An 18,641-nucleotide genomic window follows, 5' to 3' on the forward strand; every position below is an offset into this window, starting at 1 on the left:
GAGCGATACAAAGAATATTATGCGCCAAAAGCTGTTTGATAGAGAAGATAGATGTTTAAGGCTACTACAATCCCCGCTACAATCCATCCTAAAATCGTTGTTAGTTTGTGGTTGACCAATCCGCCCATTATATTTTTATTACTTGTGAACATAATAAGAGGTATCAATGCAAAAGCAATCCCAAATGATAATATGACTTGACTCCATACCAATGCTTTTGTCGGGTTAGCTCCAAAGGCGATGATTAAAATAGGTGGAATCATGGTAATGGCACGTCTCAAATAAATCGGAATATGTTTGTTTATAAAGCCTTGCATGACAACATCACCGGATAATGTACCAACCGATGAACTTGCTAGCCCCGCAATTAGTAATCCTAGCCCGAATGAGACTGCAGCTATCGGACTAATCATATCACTAAGTGCATTGAATGCTACATCAAGATCTTCAACATTCATCCCTTTTGAGTGGAATACAGCAGCTGCGATGATTAACATACTCATATTAATAGCCCCTGCAATTACCATAGCAATTATGATATCGATAAATTCAAATTTGAAAATTTTCCGTTTTTCTTCATCGTTATGCCCTATTATGCGATGTTGAGTTAATGATGAATGTAAATATATAGCGTGTGGCATAACTGTTGCACCTAAAATACCTGTTGCTAAAAGGATCGAATTGACACCCTCAAATTTAGGGATAAATCCTGCAGCAATTGCTCCGGCATCAGGATGAGCAAGGAATGTTTGGAATGCGAAGGCTAACACGACCATCATTACCATTGCCGAAATACCAGCTTCAAATGCACGTACACCTCGTCGTTGAAGTTCTAAGATAGCAAACGATCCAACAGCGGTGATTAACGCTGCAGGAAGCATTGGAATATCAAACAATAAATACATACCAAGTGCAGCGCCTATAAATTCTGCTAAATCTGTTGCCATGATAACTAACTCAGCTTGAATCCATAATAGAATGGACGTTTTCTTAGAAAAGTTTTCACGCGCTACTTCGGGTAAATTTTTCCCCGTTGCTATGCCTAATTTCGCAGAAAGTGATTGGATAAGCACAGCCATTAAGTTTGAAAAAGCAATAACCCATAATAGTAAATAGCCATATTGTGAACCTGCTGTAATATTCGTTGCGAAGTTTCCTGGGTCTATATAAGCAACAGCAGCTATAAATGCTGGACCTAAGAAAGGAAGTATACTTTTAATACCATGTACTTTACCGTTTAAAACATTTTCAGCCGTTATTTGATTATGGTTTTTATTTTTTTCTTTTTGAAAACTATTTAGCATGTTTTTCCCCCATTCCCAAAAGTGTTATACCAGAAATAAAGTTTCCTTCAGGAAAGTTTTTGTGTGTACATTGTACTGCTATTAAGTTTAAAAGTAAAGGGGATTTAGGATTATTTTTAGATTTACTATTAAGTTAATAATATTTTGGGTGATGAGAACATCGGAATTTTATTTTAATGGACAAAAGCCACATTGCATCCAACCGGGAATATCCTTAGAAAAGCAACAAGTTTTTCGTACAGGAATATTGATCAATTTTGAAGGATGTTCTTTCCCAGTATACTCTTTAAAGTAAGAGTACTTAGCAAAAGGGGACCATAGAGAATCATCTTCTAACAATGCAATATCTAATTGAGCTTGTTCATAAGTCCCAGGATTTGAAAGTAGAACATGGTAATGCCATAACATATAACCAAATACATTTTCCCATAGCATTTTAGGGGATACAGAAGTTATTTTACGAAGTTGAACAAAAACTTCATAACATTGTTGTTTTAAAATTTTTTTGAATGCAGATTCTCGGTTTTCCTCTTCAACCCAATGCCAATCTGATGATTTCGTAAATGTACATAATGCCTTATTTCCAAATTCTTCTTTAATGCCGAATTTCAAATCACTTAAAGCACCATCCCAAAATTCGTCATACATTGTTAACATGTAAAATTGCATTGAAATAAACATTCCATAGCGACGAGTAAAATAGGAGAGTGCAATTACATCTGACTCCACTTTACTAATTACTTTAATCAGTGTTATAAAATCACATAAAAAATCATCATTATGAAGCTGCTGTAAGTTAAAAATAGTATGAACTGAATCATCTACATAAATACTATAAGACTTTAATTTTTGTAATTGATCTTTTGATAAAGAACCCATAAAATCACCTCATATTCATACTATACATTAGTTATGGAATTTTCTAAAAATATATTCAAAAGTATTGACAATAAAAATGATAATGATTATCATTGTCATATAAAGAAAATAAACCTCCTCTTCAAATGCAAGTAGAGCAGGGTAAGTATAGCTACTTTTCTCCAAAAATTAGCTATTCATCATATTTCTAAACCCCCCTCAAAAGTTTAGAAATTTGTATCAAGACTGTGGCGATAAGATTTCATCCATCTTATCGTTTTTCTTTTGTCAAAATCCCTTCTTGATATGATATCTAATCCTTTTTGAAAATAATTTTTAAAAAGAAAAGAAGAAACAACGATTCGAGTAGTTTTCCGAATGGTCGTTTCTTCTTTTCTTTAAATATCATCAGCTTATGAATTCAGCAATTAAGCTTGTTGTTCAAACAATTGAACAATTTCTATAATGACTTCAGTTGCTTTCACCATTGTTTCAGCTGAAACATATTCGTATTTACCATGCATATTTTCGCCACCAGCGAAGATATTAGGAGTTGGTAGTCCCATATATGAAAGTTGAGATCCATCAGTACCACCACGAATAGGTAAAATTAAAGGTTTGATATCTAGATTTTCCATCGCCTTTTGTGCTATGTCAACAATTTCTTTCACAGGTAGAATTTTTTCGGCCATATTATAGTATTGATCGTGGATATCTACTGTAATGGCATCTTCGCCGTATTCAGCTTTGACTGCTTTTTCGGCTTCTTTCATCAATGCTTTCTTTTCTTCGAAAGCTTCACGGTCATGATCACGAATAATATAAGAAAGAGTTGTATTTTCAACTGTACCATTGAAGTTCATAAGATGTATGAAACCTTCATGATCTTCAGTTGCTTCAGGTATTGTATCTTTTGGCATCATTTCTTGGAATTTGATAGCCATTGTAATAGAATTGACCATTTTCCCTTTTGCTGAACCAGGATGTACATTTGTACCACGTGTAGTTACTTTAGCAGCAGCGGCATTAAAGCTTTCATATTGAAGCTCTCCAAGTGGGCCACCATCCATTGTATATGCATAATCTGCATTATAACGTTCTACATCAAATTTATGAGGACCGCGTCCGATTTCTTCGTCAGGTGTAAATCCTACACGAATGGTACCATGTTTTACTTCAGGATGTTGTATCAAGTATTCCATTGCAGTCATAATTTCTACGATACCTGCTTTATCATCAGCCCCAAGTAAAGTAGTGCCATCTGTAGTGATCAATGTTTGACCAATATAGTTTACTAATTCAGGTGAGTTTTTAGGTGATAATACAACTTCTGAATTTAGTTGAATATCTCCACCATCATAATTGTCATGACGTTGTGGATTAACGTTTGTACCTGTATAGTCGGTCGCTGTATCGACATGAGCTAAGAAACCGATTGTTGGAATTTCTTTATCAGAATTTGAAGGTAATGTTGCAAATAAGTAACCATTTTCATCTACAGAAATTTCCTGCATACCAATTTCTTTTAATTCATTTTCTAACAAATGGAGTAAATCCCATTGTTTTTCAGTAGAAGGTGTCGTTTGGCTATCTTCGTTAGATTGTGTATCAATTTTTGTATAGCGAACTAATCGTTCAATCACTGTTTCTTTCATTAGTTTGAATCCTCCTTATATTTGAAGCATTGTCATAATTCTAACACTTTCTTTCGGACTACGGAATAATTTAGTAAGCTTAAAGTGAATAAAAGTTGGGCTCCATAGTAACTTGTCATAATAAGGACATGGGACATAGGAATATCAGTTATAAACTTATTGATAGCTAATATAGAGTCAGAGAAAATAAAGGAAAGAGCACCAATTATAAGTAATGGTGAGTAAGATTGTATAGCGGACCAGCCCATTGTTAAAATGACTGCAATATAGAAGCAAACTGCTACGCTAAGTATATAATTCCCTGATTTAAATAAATTACCCGCAATCCATGCTACCATCATCAAACCGTAAGCCAATAAAAAAATAGCAATATATACATTTATTGCTTTCTTTTTCACCTTGAAAAATGCGACAATGTAGCAGATATGACCGACTAAAAAGCAGGATAGGCCCAGTAAAAACCAGTGTAATGTGGCATCGCCAAGCATACAAAAGATTAATCCAAAAAGAAGCCACTTTGAAAATGCTGGGTTGTTCGAATTACGCTTCAAAAAGACGAAAAGTATCATCAAGATCATCGGTATGATTTTGAATGTAATTTTCAACAAGAATGGTTCATCAGGTATTAAGAAAATATAAATAAGAGAAAAGAAGATAACAAGTATAATAAGATTTAACCTTGTCATGAATCCACCTCCTTTACGTGATTTTCTATATATTGATACCTCAAATAATTCGAAACAAAATTCCAAAGAAATTTCTAAGAAACTTTCTATGAAGTCATTCGTATTTTAATATGAGAAAGGATGAATAACTATGACTACTACTTTACTTATGTCTGCCATTATTGCTGTAATAGCAGCAGTGCTAATCATGCCAATAACTAGTAGAACTGCTGATGGTGAGTTTAAGACAAAGTTTAAGATGCAATTTGGAATTGCGATTTTTATTTTAGCCTTCATCATCACAGTAATTGTTTTTTATGTTACAAAAATCGATCAAAACTGGACAATTTTATGGCCAGTACTATTTATTATTTCATTGATAGGTGCATTATTATCAAACCAGCTTGAAAGAAAAATAAAAGGGATTATTGCTTTTGCAAGCTTACTATTTGTTGTATACCTAATTTCAGCACCTTTTTTCAATGCAAACCAAAAATATCAATCTGCTGAGATGACAAAAAAGGTAGAGATTGAAGCATTCGATGACACAAAAACACCTGCAAGTGTTCCACCAAAGTTTGCACGAAACAAAATGAAAAAAGCCTTTAGCCAAGTACCGAATACAAGTTACTATGAACTAGGTAACCTGCAGATTCAAAAAGTAAATGGTGAATATGTTTATATTGCTCCAGTGGAATTCTCTGATTTCTTTAAATGGATGAAAGGAAAAGAATCTCCAGGATATTTAACAATGAGTGCAACAAACTCATCGGATAATCCTAAGTTTGTAAAATCTCCAATGGTTTACACAACTTCTGCTTACTTAAATAACAATGTGGAACGTCATATGCGCTTAGCTAATACTAAAGAAATCTTCTATGGTGACGCACAATTAGAAGTTAATGACGATGGTAAACCATTTTATATCCGTACTTATGGTGAGTTTATATCAGGTCGTAATGGTTTTGATCCTAAAGGAATTGTGATGATTGATGCTAAAACGGGCAAGTCTCAAACCTATGCATTAAAGGATGTCCCTGAATTTATCGACGGTGCGATTTCTCCAGAAGCTGTAAGTAGACAAAATGAGTATTTTGGTAAATATGTGCATGGTTACTGGAATAGCTTATTTGGTAAAAAGGATGTAAAACTCCCATCAGATGAAGGAACTGAAGCTAATGTTAGTCCAGTATTTGATGAAAATGGAACCATGTATTACTTTACAGATTTCACTAGTCCTAAAGAAGGCGTGGACTCAATGCTCGGCTACTCTTTGACAAATGCACGTACAGGTCAAGCAACATACTATTCAGGTAACAAAGATGAAGCCTATATGGATTCGCAAGGGGCAATTCAAATTATTGAGAAAAAATTCATCGAGAAAAAATGGCAAGCTTCTATGCCAATTATCTACAATTTCTATGGTGAAGCAAGTTGGCTAGTTCCAGTACTTGATTCCAATGGATTCTTACAAAATTATTCCATTGTATCAGCAGCAAACCCAGAACTTTCAGTATCAGCAGCTACACCGAACGAAGCGCTGAGACAATATAAAACAGTGATTAATCGCTCGGGAAGTAGTTCTTTAAATAGTAGTTCTTCAAGTGAAGAAAAAATAGCTAAAGGAAAAGTAATCCGAGTTTATAAAGAGAAAAACGGTGATTATACGACAATTTCTTTCTTATTAGATAACAAAGAAAATTATATTGTCAGCTCCGAATTAGCACCTCTTGCAGTATATTTAAAAGAGGGCGACCAAGTGGAAGTAAAATATGTAAATTCAACAGATGTTTTCTTACCAGTTAAAGAAATGACGATTCAAGGTATAGAAGAGTAGATTTACAAGGATACAATTTGTTGTCAAAAAGGGCCAATGGAAGGATACTTACCATTGGCCTTTTTTTCTTAAAAGAATACTATTTCCAAGTAAAACCTTTTTTAGCTAAGAAGTCTTTGATAAAAGGACGGCGTTGTTCGATAAGAAAATCAGCCATTTGTTTTGTCCAATTAGCCATCTTCTTGTTAGAAGAACGACTTGCATAATATGTTTCTAATGTTGCGTCATATTCATCTAATAGTTGATCATACTTTTCTACATCATAATTATTTTCATGCAGTATAGCATTTAAAGGTAAACGTGGTTTTGTTTCGTTACGTTTCGTAGGTTTACCAATTGTCATAGCAAATAACGGGAAGACATAGTCTGGTAAATTAAATAATTCGCTAATTGCTTCTGGTTGATTTCGCGCCCCACCAATATAGCAAATTCCATAACCTTCTGCCTCTGCTGCAATAACGAAGTTTTGCGCAAATAAGGATACATCTGCTACACCGGCAAGGACATTTTCAGCCGAATCCGCTACAATTTCAACACCTTGCTTTTTACCAGCAATTTGTAAACGTTTGAAATCTACGCAAAATAGAAAAGCTGCGCCAGCTGTTTGGAATTGAAACGCATTGTTTGATAGTTCGCCAAGTTTTTGTTGTTTCTCTTCATCCGTTACCCAGATAACACTATAAGCTTGGATAAAGTGTGAAGTTGCTGCCATTTGAGCAGTTTCGATTAAATCATACACGACTTCTTTAGGGATTTTTTCACCAGTATATTTTCTTACAGATGTATGACTACGTAATAGATCTTTGACCACTAAATGTCACTCCTTTATAGTAGGTATCATTTTCACTATACGGGATTTTATAGAAAGTTACTACTGAAACAAATGGCGAAGAGGTTTTAATACTCTTCGCCATTTCACTAATTGTAAGTTTTAAAGCAAACCAATCCATTTCCAGTAGGTTGCACTAAATATTAAAATGAGCAAATACCCTGCAATAGTAATTGGGATACCTGATTTTAAGAAATCTTTGACAGTAAAGGCTCCGGTACCGTAAGCAAGCATATTTTGAGGTGCACTTACAGGTAGTAAGAAGCCAAAACTAATAACAAACTGTTGGATGATTACAAATCCTACATTATTAATATTAAAATCAATAGTTGTTGTTAGTGCAATAAAAATTGGAATTAATGCTGAAGATAGACTGGTTGCACTTGCGAAACCAAGGTGAATTAGAATATTAAATAATGACACTAAAGCAATTGTTGCTAAAATTGGCATATGTTCTAAGCCAAGTGAACCGAATACTTTAGTAGAAAGCCATTGAGCACCTTGTGTATCAAGTAATATTGTACCGAGTGAGATACCTACTGCAAATACAATAATAGTACCCCATGGAATAAGACCTTCTACTTGTTTCCAATCAAAGACACCAATTTTGGGGGCTAATAATACTGCGATAGCAATAATTGTAACAGTTGTCGTATCAAATGGGTGTAGCTTTCCTTCAGTAGCCCAGAAGAATAATAAAATTAAAGAAATAATAATTAGACGAATTTCAGCGGATTTGACAGGTCCTAGTTCTTTTAACTGGGATTCAATCAATTCCTTGCCGCCTTCAATTTTTTGAGTTTCAGGTTTAATCAGATTAATCATTACAAAGAATAGCACGATGGACATAATAATTGAGAATGGTGCTGCGTATATAAACCATTGGCTCCAGGAAATATCCGTATTAAATTCTTTATTGATAAAACTCAATGCGACCATATTTTGCGCAGCAGCTGTCTTAATGCCAACATTCCAAATAGATACAGCTTGTACAGAAGTTATGACTAATAATGCAGCTAGTTTACTATCTTTTGGTAGGCCGAATGCAGCGACCATACCTAGTAAGATGGGCACAACTGCTCCTGCCCGAGCTGTGGCACTTGGTACGAAAAATGCTAATATAATCGAAACGATGATTGCTCCAAATACGATATTTTTAGTTTTTGTACCGACCAGGGATAAAATCCATAAGGCAAGTCGCTTATGTAAATTTGTTGCTTGCATGGCAGCAGCTAAGAAAAGAGCAGCAGCCACTAATGCGACGGCAGAATTGCTAAAACCACCTAAAGCCATTTTCAAAGCATTAGCTGTACCATACTCTAGTGAAGGATCTTCAAGAGTGGGTGCTAATCCGATTGATATTCCAGTAATTGCTATAATCATGGCTGCACTTACTGGATAAGAAACAGCTTCTGTAACCCATAAAATAACGGCAAATCCAAGAATTGCTAAACTCCTTTGACCAGCTACGGGTAAATTTCCGCTGTTTGGCCAAAATGTCATGATTATTAATACAGCAAAAGCAAGTCCTATCCATAGAGGTTTTAAATTCTTTTTCTTTTTAACTTCCTCCATAATTATCATTCATTTCCTTTATCTCCATTATAAGGCTGTGCTTATTGATATAATGTGCATATATATGTCGAAAAAAGGAAAATTTATGAAATACTTTATTTGTAAAGTACACGTTTATCTTATGAAGTAAGATTAAAAAGATAGGAAAATATTGTACTAGTGATTCTTACAAAAAATATAATACAAGAAATAAATCCCTTTCAAAATGATTAATTATTCAGAAAGTTGTTGACTTTTATTCTATTTATCTTCTATACTTACCTCAACAAGATGGAATAAAAAAATAACCTTTATCAAGAGCGGCGGAGGGATAGGCCCTGCGATGCCCAGCAACCAGTAAGTTTATGAATACTTGCTACGGTGCTAATTCCTACAGATTCTAAGCGAGTCTGAAAGATAAGGGGAGGAAATGCTAATCAACCCTCTTCTTACGTGAAGAAGGGTTTTTATTTTTTATAAGCATTGGAATAATGACTTTATAAAAACCCTTTAACACACCTCCGTTTTCCATCTAAAAAATTTTTAGGAGGAATTTAAAATGACAGAATTACGTAAAGAGACTTTAGCAGTTCATGGTGGTCAAACACCAGATCCAACAACAGGAGCTATTGCAGTACCTGTATACCGAACAACTGCATATAAATTTAAAGATTCTGAACATGCACGTAAATTATTTGCATTAGAAGAACCAGGCAATATCTATTCTCGTATTATGAACCCTACTGTAGATGTATTTGAAAAACGAATTGCATTACTTGAGGGAGGTACAGCAGCAGTTGCTTTATCTTCAGGGATGGCAGCTATCGCATTTTCAATATTGAACATCGCACGTGCAGGTGATCATATTGTATCCGCATCTAGTATTTATGGAGGAACTTATAATCTATTTGCGAACACGTTACCTCGTTATGGTATTACAACAACATTTGTCAACGAAAAAAATAATGATGAGTTTGAAGCAGCTATTCAAGATAATACAAAAGCTATCTATGCTGAAACCATTGGAAACCCAAGTCTTTCAATCGTAGATATTGAAGCATTAGCAAAAATTGCACACAAACATGAAATTCCATTAATCATTGATAATACATTTGCTTCACCTGTAGGTTGCAATCCAATTGAATTTGGTGCAGATGTTGTTGTTCACTCTGCAACAAAATGGATAGGCGGTCATGGTACAACTATTGCTGGGGTAGTAGTAGATGCCGGTAAATTTGATTGGACACGTGGTAAATTCCCTGATTATACAGAGCCAGATGAATCTTATCATGGTTTACGTTACGGTGTTGATACAGCAAATGCAGCATTTGCAACTCGTTTACGCGTTCAATTATTACGAGATTTTGGACCAACACTTAGCCCTGACGCTGCGTTTAATTTACTCCAAGGATTAGAAACTTTACATTTAAGAGTTCCATATCATAATGAAAATGCAAGAAAAGTGGCAGAATATCTTCGTCAAAATGACCAAGTAGAATGGGTGCATTACAATGGATTTGATGATAGCGAATTTGCTGCAAATGCTAAAAAATACTTGAAAAATGGTTTTGGATCTGTCCTTACTTTTGGTATTAAAGGTGGACGAAGTGCTGGTCGTCAGCTTATTGATAACATTGAATTATTCTGCCACGTGGCGAATGTTGGGGATGCTCGTTCTCTAATCATTCATCCTGCTTCTACAACACACCAACAATTAAGTCCAGAAGAATTGAAAAAATCTGGTGTTCCGGAAGAATTAGTTCGTCTGTCAATTGGTTTAGAAGCTGCGGAAGATATAATAGAAGCACTAGAGGCCGCATTTGCGAAAGTCGGTAAACCTGAAGAGGCAAAATAAAACTGGATTCGGGAAGCAAAAGTTTAAAGAGTGATGCGTTAAACACGTTCACTCTTTTTCTCTTATATAAATTGGCTTTTTAAAAATAATCTAAAAATTCGATAAAATCAATGATGTAAGCGGTTTTCATGACCTCTCAGAAAAAACAATTGTCCTTCTCAGAAAGATTTTTCTTGTAATCTGTCCGTATGTGAGCTAAAATCAACTTTAAGTTCAGTATTTAAAGATTTCTTTACATGTATAGGTCACATGTTAATGATAGATAAATCACAAATTGAATGCGTATGAAGTGAACATATGTATTTCACAATATAAAGAAGAGAAATTTGGAGGCGAATGATATGACAACAGTGAAGGTAGCGATTCTTGGTTTCGGTACAGTTGGTCAAGGTATTTTTCGTATAGTAAATGAAAAACGAAAGCAATTCAAAGATACTTTAGGAGTAGATATTGAGATTGTTAAAATTCTTGTAAGTAATGTGAATAAGCCGCGTTCACATGCTCCAAAAGAATTATTAACAGATAAATTTGAGGATATCTTAGCAATTCCAGATTTAGAAGTGGTTTTTGAGGCAATTGTTGGAGAAGAGCCAGCTTATAGATATTTATCAAAGGCGATTGAAAAAGGATGCAATATTATTACTGCGAACAAAGTAATGTTTTCTAAATACGGTTTAGCTTTACAAGAGAAAGCGAAAAAATACGGCGTTCAAGTTGGTTATGAAGCGACTGTAGCTGGTGGAGTACCAGTTATTAAGACAATGCAAAATATCCTTCGGGTGAACGAAGTAAGTCATATTCAAGGGATTTTAAACGGCACTTCAAACTATATCCTTACTCAAATGCGCAGTGAAGGATTACCATTCGATGAAGCGTTACAAGATGCACAACGTTTAGGCTATGCAGAAGCTGACCCATATAATGATATCTCGGGTCAAGATCCATTCCGCAAACTTATGATTTTAAGTGCATTAGCATTTGGTGAACAACCTAATTGGGATGATGTAGATATTGTAGGTATTACGGAAATAACAGCTGAACAAGTTGAGGAAGCAAAAGAAAAAGGTTTGCGTTACAGACATGTTGGAGATGTTCGTCGTGATGAGACAACTGGTGAAATTATTGCAACAGTAGGACTTCAATTAGTAGGACCAGAACATCCGTTATATAATATTGAAGGTGTTAATAATGCAGTTGCGTTTGATACAAACTATATTGGTACACTTACACTTGTAGGTCCAGGTGCAGGTATGTTCCCTACAGCGAGTGTAATGGTGGAAGATTATGCAGACATGTTAGTGAAATCACCAGCAACAGTTACAATTTAAGTTATTAACTCGTTGTATCATTATTCATAAATCTAATCTACATATATTGTGGGGAATAGCGAATAACGGCTACGAGGTTGAGCAATAACAAAGCCACGAAAATTTTACAATCAGTAAAATTTTCGTGGCTTTTCATTTTAAAGGTCATTATAAACCAATCCTATATTAAATTAGTCTTCGTCTTTAATATCAATATCTTCAGGAATCGGCGTATTTTTCCATATCTCAATTTCTTCCTTAATCTGTTGAAGCTGCTCGAAGTAACGATCAAATTGATCACTACTGATTAAAAACTGTTCACCATCATGAACAGAACGAATGCGGCCTTCCAACACATAACGCATTACTTGATATTCAGGCATAGAGATATCTTTTGCTGTTTCTGCAACCGTTTTGTACATAATGTTAGGCCCCCTTGGCCTTATTATAATAGAAGAAAATAGTAACCTCAACTTTCTGAATATATGATAAATTGGAGAAGGTAGAATAATTATGGAAAAATTTAAAATTTAATTTTAGGAAAAGGGACTACAAGTGTACAGTTTCAGTTTGTACTATACATATTTGTCTAATCAGCTGTAATCCTTTCTGAAAGTAGGTACTATGCAAACATTTTTAACAGAAGATAAAATCTTAAGAATTTCTTCATTTTTATGATGACTACTTTTTAAGATTTAGTTTGTAAAATAAATTTTATAAAGAAAAACAACGGAATGAGGTGTTAAATTTGAAGCCTTATACAATTTTAGTAACAGATGATGACCAAGATATACGGGATGGTATTGAAATCTATTTGAAAAATGACGGATACAACGTATTAAAGGCAGCAAATGGTTTAGAAGCACTTGAATTATTAATGGAGCATGAAGTACATTTAATCATTTTAGATATTATGATGCCGAAACTTGATGGAATTCAAACAACATTTAAGATACGAGAAGAACGTAATATTCCAATCATTATGCTTAGTGCCAAGGTTGAAGATACAGACAAAATCCATGGACTATCAGTTGGAGCAGATGACTATGTAACAAAGCCTTTCCATCCATTAGAACTTTTAGCGCGTGTAAAGTCGCAATTGCGACGTTATGTTAAATTGGGAACCTACAACAATGATCAGCAAGGAAAAGTCATTGTAGGAGGCTTGGCGTTAGATACTAATGCAAAAGAAGTCTTATTAGATGGTGAACCGATAAAGTTAACGAAGATAGAATATAACATTACAGAATTATTGTTAACAAATGCCGGACGGGTTTTCTCTATTCCAGATATTTATGAACGCGTATGGAATGAGCCAGCTTACAATGCTGAAAATATAGTTGCGGTACATATCCGTAAAATTAGAGAGAAAATCGAGGTAGATCCTAAAAATCCGAGATATTTAAAGGTGGTATGGGGAATTGGTTACAAAATTGAAAAAGCATAGTACGCTCATTTGGTCACTTATTGCATTAGTCATTGCAATTTGTAGTCTATTATATTGTTTAACGTTTATTTTCCATTTCATCGATTTTAACTTTAGTAGAACATTTGGGCAGCTTACACGTGTGATTGGAGGAGTATAATATGAGAAAATTTCAAAATACCGTCTTACTTTCTCTAATCTGTATGATATTAATCAGTGTATATACGCTATTAGAGTACGGTCATCAATATTTGATGAAAAACTTTTTTGAATCTGAATTTTTTCAATCTGAATATCAAAATTTTACAGACCAATTAGGCCCTCTCGTATTAAATCCTTTAGATGCTGATGAGGCAAAAAGTAATATTAAGGTATCAGATAAAGAGATAGAGGAATATCGCAATTATAATGGCACTTTAAGTGAACAAATTACAAATATTAACGAGCAATATCAAGATAAAATTGATGAAGCGAAAGATTCAAAGGTTACCTCAGTAAAAAATGCATTAATCAAAGATAGGGATAAGAAGATTCAAGATATTACAAAAAACTTTGAAGATGATGATTATGTCCGAGATAAAATTATTAAAATAAAAGAAAAGAAAATTGATAGGTATGTGAGTGATTTAGAAAATCGGAAACAAGATTTTTTAAAACAATATGATTATTTCACCTATAAACTAAAAGAGGTGTCAACAGGGGACACCTTTAGTGTTGGGAACTTAAAGAATACAGCTATATATATAAAAAAATACGATGGACAAAAGAAAATATTAAAAACAGAAACAATTAGTACTGAAGATTCTATTGATGATGAAAATTGGAATGCAGCAGAAAGTGATTCTCCGGATATATCGTATGATATTACAAATACTGCACAAAGAAATTTTCATCAATATTTAGGTGAAATTCATGTTGATAAAAATGCGTTTTTAAATTCAAGCTCGTATCAGGAATATAAGAATTTTAAATTTCGTCAAATAGTATTAGGAATAATATGGGTTTTAGGGTTACTATCGATTATCGTATTGTTTTGGATCAAACCATTTCATGTTGAAAAAAACGGCAACCATTTTTTACTACGTACGATAAGAAGATGGCCGATTGATGTTCGTGCGCTATGCTTATTTATCACAGGAAACGTAATCATTATTGAAATATCCGGGTTGTTGAGTCGTTTTATTAATATACCCCTTTTTGGGGGAAGTCTTTCCAACTTAATCGAATTCGTATTGGGTACAATCATTTTTTATTTATTAGTATGGTTTGTAGTTATGCAATTGCTGCTAATAATCGAGGATATGAATACAGAAGAAAAACGATTAAAAGCATATCGAAGTTCTTTTACACTACATGTCATAGATGATTTAAAAAATTTATTTTTATCGATGAGCATAGGTTTACAAGCGATTGCGCTATTAATAATTGTTTTTTTATCGGGAGTTGGAATTGTTGGCGCAATGACTGCATTTGATTTAATGCCGCTTTATCTCATATTATTCTTCACGATTGCCTTACCAGCTATGATTGTCTTTTTAAGAAGAGTAAGTTATTTAAACAAAATTATGAAGCAAACAGAAGAAATGGTTGAAGGTCGTCTAAATAGTGAGATTAAAGTTAGAGGTAAATCCGCTTTTGGTAAACATGCAAGCCATTTAAATCGTTTACGTGAAGGGGTTCGAACTTCTATAACAGAGCAAGCGAAAAGTGAACGTTTAAAAACAGAACTGATTACAAATGTTAGTCATGATTTAAGAACACCTCTTACCTCAATCATTACCTATACAGATTTGTTAAAAAATCCTGAATTGACGGAGGATGAGCGTAATAGTTATATTGCCATTTTAGATAAGAAATCGCAGCGCTTAAAAACGTTGATAGAAGATTTGTTTGAAGTATCGAAAATGGCATCTGGTAATCTTGAATTACAAAAGGAAAAAGTAAACTTAAATCAATTATTGCAACAAGCACTTGGTGAATTAGAAGAGGATATGGAAAAAGCTGATATGACATTTCGCGTTCATATAACTGATGAGCCATTGATGGCTTATGTAGATGGTCAAAAATGGTGGAGAGTTTTGGATAATCTCATTATTAATGCTTTGAAATATACTATGGAAGGAACAAGAGTATATATTTCATTAGATAGAGTTGAGCAAAATGCTCAATTTGTCATCAAGAACATTACAAAATATGAACTCGGCAATCAAAATGTAGAGGAATTATACGAGCGCTTTAAACGTGCTGATACATCACGTCATACTGAAGGTTCAGGCTTAGGTTTAGCTATCACACAATCAATCGTAGATTTGCATCATGGTAGTATGGAGATTACAGTAGACGGAGATTTGTTTAAAGTTGTTGTAAATGTACCATTAGTTAGTTAGAAGAGGGCTATCAGTAGCTAAGTTTTCTATTATAAATTACCGAATGTAGGGGCTATTCAATTATGGATAAGCCCCTTCATTTTACGATAAATCTTCCCATGCTTTTATATTTTTCATCGCATACATAGCTTCAGTAGCTTTTTGATAATATTCAGTAGCCTTTTTATATTCTTCTCGTTTGCTTAATAATGAGCCAGCTAAAATGGCGTATTTATGAACATTTTTATAATTTTGAGTATTATTAAAGAAATCAATTGCTTCTGCAAAAAGGGCTTCATCAAAATCACTTAATTGATGGAGCATTTTATAAATGTGAAAATGGTAAACGTATTCTTGTGCTTCTTTCTCAATCTTGTGATCCTTGATAAGATTGAGGCCTTTATGACACCACGTTTCTACACTTGTGGTGCTGTTAAGTTTTGAATATTCCTTTACCATGGAATGGATGGTAATAAGTATTCGAAGAGGACATTTTTTGACGGCTAAGCTTTTTCTATAATAAGAAATCGCACCCCTTGAATCGCCTTCTAATGCATAAATATATCCTAGATTTTGATAGATAACACCATAGTTCTTTTTTAGATTATTTTCAGCACATATATTGTAGCAGTTATCGAAAATGTCTAATGCGTAATGATAATGTCCATTTTGAATATGTGATAGACCTATTCGTATATAACAATTCACCATTTGTTGGGGATATTTTAGTTCTGTAAATAATTTCAGAGCTTGTTCTGCATATTCAATCGCATTTAATGTTCGATGAAGTTTATGGTAAACAGTACTAAGAAAGTAATAATAATCTGCTTTTTCTCCCACGGAAAGTTGGATTTTTGAAATTAATAATCCGGCCTTTTCAAGGTATGATAATGCAGATTGATATTGTTTTGTATTAATGCAGTATAGAGAATAGTTTTCATAATAGAAAAATTTCTGCCGATCGTTTAGACTTTCTTCCATTGTTTTAAAGGCATTGAGTAACGAAACGGCATTTTCCATTTCCATAGGTTCATCAATCATTAAATACAGTCGCAGTAATCTCAAATTAAATGTATAGAAGTTTTCAATATTACTAAATTCTAGATTCATGGATTTAAAATAATCTAGTAGCTTTTTTATTTGTATTTGGTCATTGTTCATAATTGCATTTTTTATTAATGGATAATTTTCCTTTAAAAACTGTTCCTCATCGATATCGATGTAATGTTCTAAGTTGATTTGCAAACGGTTGATGAGTGCATGTTTCACTTCATCTTGAGGAATTTGCTTACCGCTTTCTATTTTACTTAGGTAAGAGGTGGAACAAATATCTTTGGCTAATTCCTTTTGTGTGATCTTTTGCTTAATGCGTTCCTTTTTTATTATATTTCCAATGTTTTTCATAAGTAGATTTAACCCTCTTAACGTCTGTCCTTTTTTAGAATTATTTCATGATTCTAAACTAATTGTAATCGGCTGAAAGGTTTATTTTACTTAGTAAATTTACATTTTTGTGAATTATCTGGGAGTGTCAATAATTTTGTGTAAATGACTTTTCAACCTTTTCAAGTAGATCGTCACTTTGGTATTCAATTAGACTTGTTCGAAGGTTTGATTTTGGTTTGTAGGAAAGGGCTAGCACTTTCCTACAAACCAAAATTGTGCGCCGCGCTCCGCTCTTGCGAATTATTCCGTTTTTAAGCTTTCAAACATTTCTTCCAGTGCTGCACGTGCTTTATTAAAGCCTCGGTGGCAACGTGTGGCGAATCGTTGATTATAGTCTTCAAATTGCGTAACTAAGAAGCGTTCCAGCGATTCTTCATTCGGAAATTGTTCTTTTCGTTTTGTGTATTTCTTAATTTGTTTATTAAGAGATTCGATTAAATTGGTCGAGTAAATACTTGGCCAAATATCCTTAGGCAACTGATAAAATGTAAGCAAATAAGGGTTTTCAAGCAATGATTGTGTGACCTTTTTATACATTTTGCCCCATTTAGCACAAAAAGCATGGAGCGCCTGCTCAGCTGCCTCTGCATCCACTGATTGGTGAAGGGTTTTAAAATCCTCACAAATTGCTTGGCGGTCCTCTACACGTACTTTGTGAGAAATATTACGTCCAACATGCACAAGGCACACTTGATATTTTGCTTTTGGAAACACATTGAACACAGTGTCGGCCATGCCTTTTAAGCCATCTGAGACGAATAACAAAACGTCCTCTACACCGCGCTCTTTGAGCTCTTCTAATAGCTCATGCCAGTTATAAGCTGATTCTGTTGGGGCAATCGTGTACGCTAATATTTCTTTTGAGCCATCTTCACGAATCCCCACTGCGATGTAGACAGCTTCCTTCGATACTGTATCACGACGAACTGGAATATATGTGGCATCTAAATATACGCAAACATAGCGATGGTGTAACGGACGTTTATTGAAAGCCTCAACTGTTTCTGATACGGCTTTTGTCATGTTTGAAATCGTTTGGGGTGTATAGTGATGCCCATACATTTTTTCAATCAAATTTGCTATTTCAGACATGGTAATCCCTTTTTGAAATAGGTGAATAACCGTTGCTTCTAGCGTATCGTTAGAGCGTTTGTATGGTGGGACTGTCTGTTGTTTAAATTCCCCATTGCGATCACGAGGAATTTGAATGGTTAGGTCACCATACTCTGTATGAAGTGTGCGTGAATAAACTCCATTGCGTGAATTGCCGGAGTTAAAGCCTATACGATCGTATTTTTCATAATTTAAAAACTCTGTTAATTCTGTCGCCAGTAACGAATTGATCGCCATTTCCAAATGTGAACGAAAAACCTCGGTAATATCTTGTTTTTTTACTAGTGCATCGATGATTTCTGTTGTAAACTGATTCATAGGGAAGACCTCTTTTCTTTGGATGAGTTGTGGTGACTTTATTCTATCAAGAAAAGGTCTTCCTTTTTCTATTAAAATTTCTATTTACACAAAATATTTTATACTCTC

Annotated in this window: 15 protein-coding genes and 1 riboswitch; of the genes, 6 read left to right on the forward strand and 9 right to left on the reverse strand. The window is 34.1% G+C overall.

What is annotated here, in order from left to right:
- Positions 1 to 17: 17 nt before the first annotated feature.
- From CW357_RS12235 to CW357_RS12250, 4 genes are all read right to left on the reverse strand, one after another.
- Positions 18 to 1,304 carry an Nramp family divalent metal transporter gene (locus CW357_RS12235; protein WP_119415950.1) on the reverse strand — a complete coding sequence of 429 codons (1,287 nt, stop codon included), beginning with the start codon at positions 1,302 to 1,304 and terminating at the stop codon, positions 18 to 20.
- Between the two features lie 168 nt (positions 1,305 to 1,472).
- On the reverse strand, positions 1,473 to 2,183 hold the full coding sequence (locus tag CW357_RS12240; RefSeq protein WP_119415951.1) for a hypothetical protein: 711 nt from the start codon (positions 2,181 to 2,183) through the stop codon (positions 1,473 to 1,475).
- Between the two features lie 407 nt (positions 2,184 to 2,590).
- On the reverse strand, positions 2,591 to 3,817 hold the full coding sequence (gene pepT, locus CW357_RS12245) for a peptidase T (protein ID WP_119415952.1): 1,227 nt from the start codon (positions 3,815 to 3,817) through the stop codon (positions 2,591 to 2,593).
- Positions 3,818 to 3,849: 32 nt separating this feature from the next.
- A complete protein-coding gene (locus tag CW357_RS12250) occupies positions 3,850 to 4,503 on the reverse strand; it encodes a lysoplasmalogenase (protein ID WP_233548074.1) in 654 nt (217 codons plus the stop codon).
- Between the two features lie 130 nt (positions 4,504 to 4,633).
- Between CW357_RS12250 and CW357_RS12255 the strand changes: the two genes are divergently transcribed.
- Entirely contained in the window at positions 4,634 to 6,319 is a 1,686-nt protein-coding gene (locus tag CW357_RS12255) for a hypothetical protein (protein ID WP_119415953.1), read from the forward strand.
- Between the two features lie 79 nt (positions 6,320 to 6,398).
- Here the strand turns inward: CW357_RS12255 and CW357_RS12260 are convergent, their stop codons facing one another.
- Both CW357_RS12260 and CW357_RS12265 read right to left on the reverse strand, forming a co-directional pair.
- Positions 6,399 to 7,130 carry an NADPH-dependent oxidoreductase gene (locus tag CW357_RS12260; RefSeq protein ID WP_124218204.1) on the reverse strand — a complete coding sequence of 244 codons (732 nt, stop codon included), beginning with the start codon at positions 7,128 to 7,130 and terminating at the stop codon, positions 6,399 to 6,401.
- A 120-nt stretch (positions 7,131 to 7,250) separates the two neighbouring features.
- A complete protein-coding gene (locus CW357_RS12265) occupies positions 7,251 to 8,723 on the reverse strand; it encodes a DASS family sodium-coupled anion symporter (RefSeq protein ID WP_119415964.1) in 1,473 nt (490 codons plus the stop codon).
- Between the two features lie 287 nt (positions 8,724 to 9,010).
- A riboswitch (SAM riboswitch) is annotated at positions 9,011 to 9,126 on the forward strand.
- Positions 9,127 to 9,261: 135 nt separating this feature from the next.
- On the opposite strand from CW357_RS12265, the gene CW357_RS12270 reads away from it, so the two are divergent.
- Together CW357_RS12270 and CW357_RS12275 are read left to right on the forward strand one after the other, a co-directional pair.
- Entirely contained in the window at positions 9,262 to 10,557 is a 1,296-nt protein-coding gene (locus CW357_RS12270) for an O-acetylhomoserine aminocarboxypropyltransferase/cysteine synthase family protein (protein ID WP_119415955.1), read from the forward strand.
- Between the two features lie 341 nt (positions 10,558 to 10,898).
- A complete protein-coding gene (locus CW357_RS12275) occupies positions 10,899 to 11,885 on the forward strand; it encodes a homoserine dehydrogenase (protein ID WP_124218205.1) in 987 nt (328 codons plus the stop codon).
- A gap of 170 nt (positions 11,886 to 12,055) precedes the next feature.
- On the opposite strand, the gene CW357_RS12280 is transcribed toward CW357_RS12275, so the two are convergent.
- On the reverse strand, positions 12,056 to 12,286 hold the full coding sequence (locus tag CW357_RS12280; RefSeq protein ID WP_119415957.1) for a MerR family transcriptional regulator: 231 nt from the start codon (positions 12,284 to 12,286) through the stop codon (positions 12,056 to 12,058).
- A gap of 326 nt (positions 12,287 to 12,612) precedes the next feature.
- On the opposite strand from CW357_RS12280, the gene CW357_RS12285 reads away from it, so the two are divergent.
- The 3 genes from CW357_RS12285 to CW357_RS12290 are packed head-to-tail and all read left to right on the forward strand — an operon-like array spanning position 12,613 to position 15,677.
- Entirely contained in the window at positions 12,613 to 13,311 is a 699-nt protein-coding gene (locus CW357_RS12285; protein ID WP_119415958.1) for a response regulator transcription factor, read from the forward strand.
- Entirely contained in the window at positions 13,286 to 13,450 is a 165-nt protein-coding gene (locus CW357_RS18290; RefSeq protein WP_158582358.1) for a hypothetical protein, read from the forward strand. The genes CW357_RS12285 and CW357_RS18290 overlap by 26 nt, the downstream gene beginning before the upstream one ends.
- A 1-nt stretch (position 13,451) precedes the next feature.
- The gene (locus CW357_RS12290; protein WP_119415959.1) at positions 13,452 to 15,677 is read left to right on the forward strand and encodes a sensor histidine kinase; all 2,226 of its coding nucleotides are present in this window, start codon (positions 13,452 to 13,454) and stop codon (positions 15,675 to 15,677) included.
- 81 nt (positions 15,678 to 15,758) lie between these two features.
- Here CW357_RS12290 and CW357_RS12295 read toward each other — a convergent pair whose 3' ends face one another.
- Positions 15,759 to 17,060 carry a helix-turn-helix domain-containing protein gene (locus tag CW357_RS12295; RefSeq protein WP_124218206.1) on the reverse strand — a complete coding sequence of 434 codons (1,302 nt, stop codon included), beginning with the start codon at positions 17,058 to 17,060 and terminating at the stop codon, positions 15,759 to 15,761.
- A 282-nt stretch (positions 17,061 to 17,342) separates the two neighbouring features.
- Positions 17,343 to 18,533: an IS256 family transposase gene (locus CW357_RS12300; protein ID WP_124218207.1), complete on the reverse strand. Its 1,191-nt coding sequence runs from the start codon at positions 18,531 to 18,533 to the stop codon at positions 17,343 to 17,345.
- Between the last annotated feature and the right edge of the window lie 108 nt (positions 18,534 to 18,641).

The organism is Rummeliibacillus sp. TYF005 (genome assembly GCF_003844195.1).
Lineage (GTDB): Bacteria > Bacillota > Bacilli > Bacillales_A > Planococcaceae > Rummeliibacillus.

Coding starts and splice junctions, on each gene's coding strand:
- CW357_RS12270 (WP_119415955.1), top strand. CDS start 9,262: ATGACAGAATTACGTAAAGAGACTTTAGCAGTTCATGGTGGTCAAACA.
- CW357_RS12295 (WP_124218206.1), bottom strand. CDS start 17,060: ATGAAAAACATTGGAAATATAATAAAAAAGGAACGCATTAAGCAAAAG.
- CW357_RS12240 (WP_119415951.1), bottom strand. CDS start 2,183: ATGGGTTCTTTATCAAAAGATCAATTACAAAAATTAAAGTCTTATAGT.
- CW357_RS12235 (WP_119415950.1), bottom strand. CDS start 1,304: ATGCTAAATAGTTTTCAAAAAGAAAAAAATAAAAACCATAATCAAATA.
- CW357_RS12290 (WP_119415959.1), top strand. CDS start 13,452: ATGAGAAAATTTCAAAATACCGTCTTACTTTCTCTAATCTGTATGATA.
- CW357_RS12255 (WP_119415953.1), top strand. CDS start 4,634: ATGACTACTACTTTACTTATGTCTGCCATTATTGCTGTAATAGCAGCA.
- CW357_RS12300 (WP_124218207.1), bottom strand. CDS start 18,533: ATGAATCAGTTTACAACAGAAATCATCGATGCACTAGTAAAAAAACAA.
- pepT (WP_119415952.1), bottom strand. CDS start 3,817: ATGAAAGAAACAGTGATTGAACGATTAGTTCGCTATACAAAAATTGAT.
- CW357_RS12275 (WP_124218205.1), top strand. CDS start 10,899: ATGACAACAGTGAAGGTAGCGATTCTTGGTTTCGGTACAGTTGGTCAA.
- CW357_RS12250 (WP_233548074.1), bottom strand. CDS start 4,503: ATGACAAGGTTAAATCTTATTATACTTGTTATCTTCTTTTCTCTTATT.
- CW357_RS12280 (WP_119415957.1), bottom strand. CDS start 12,286: ATGTACAAAACGGTTGCAGAAACAGCAAAAGATATCTCTATGCCTGAA.
- CW357_RS12265 (WP_119415964.1), bottom strand. CDS start 8,723: ATGGAGGAAGTTAAAAAGAAAAAGAATTTAAAACCTCTATGGATAGGA.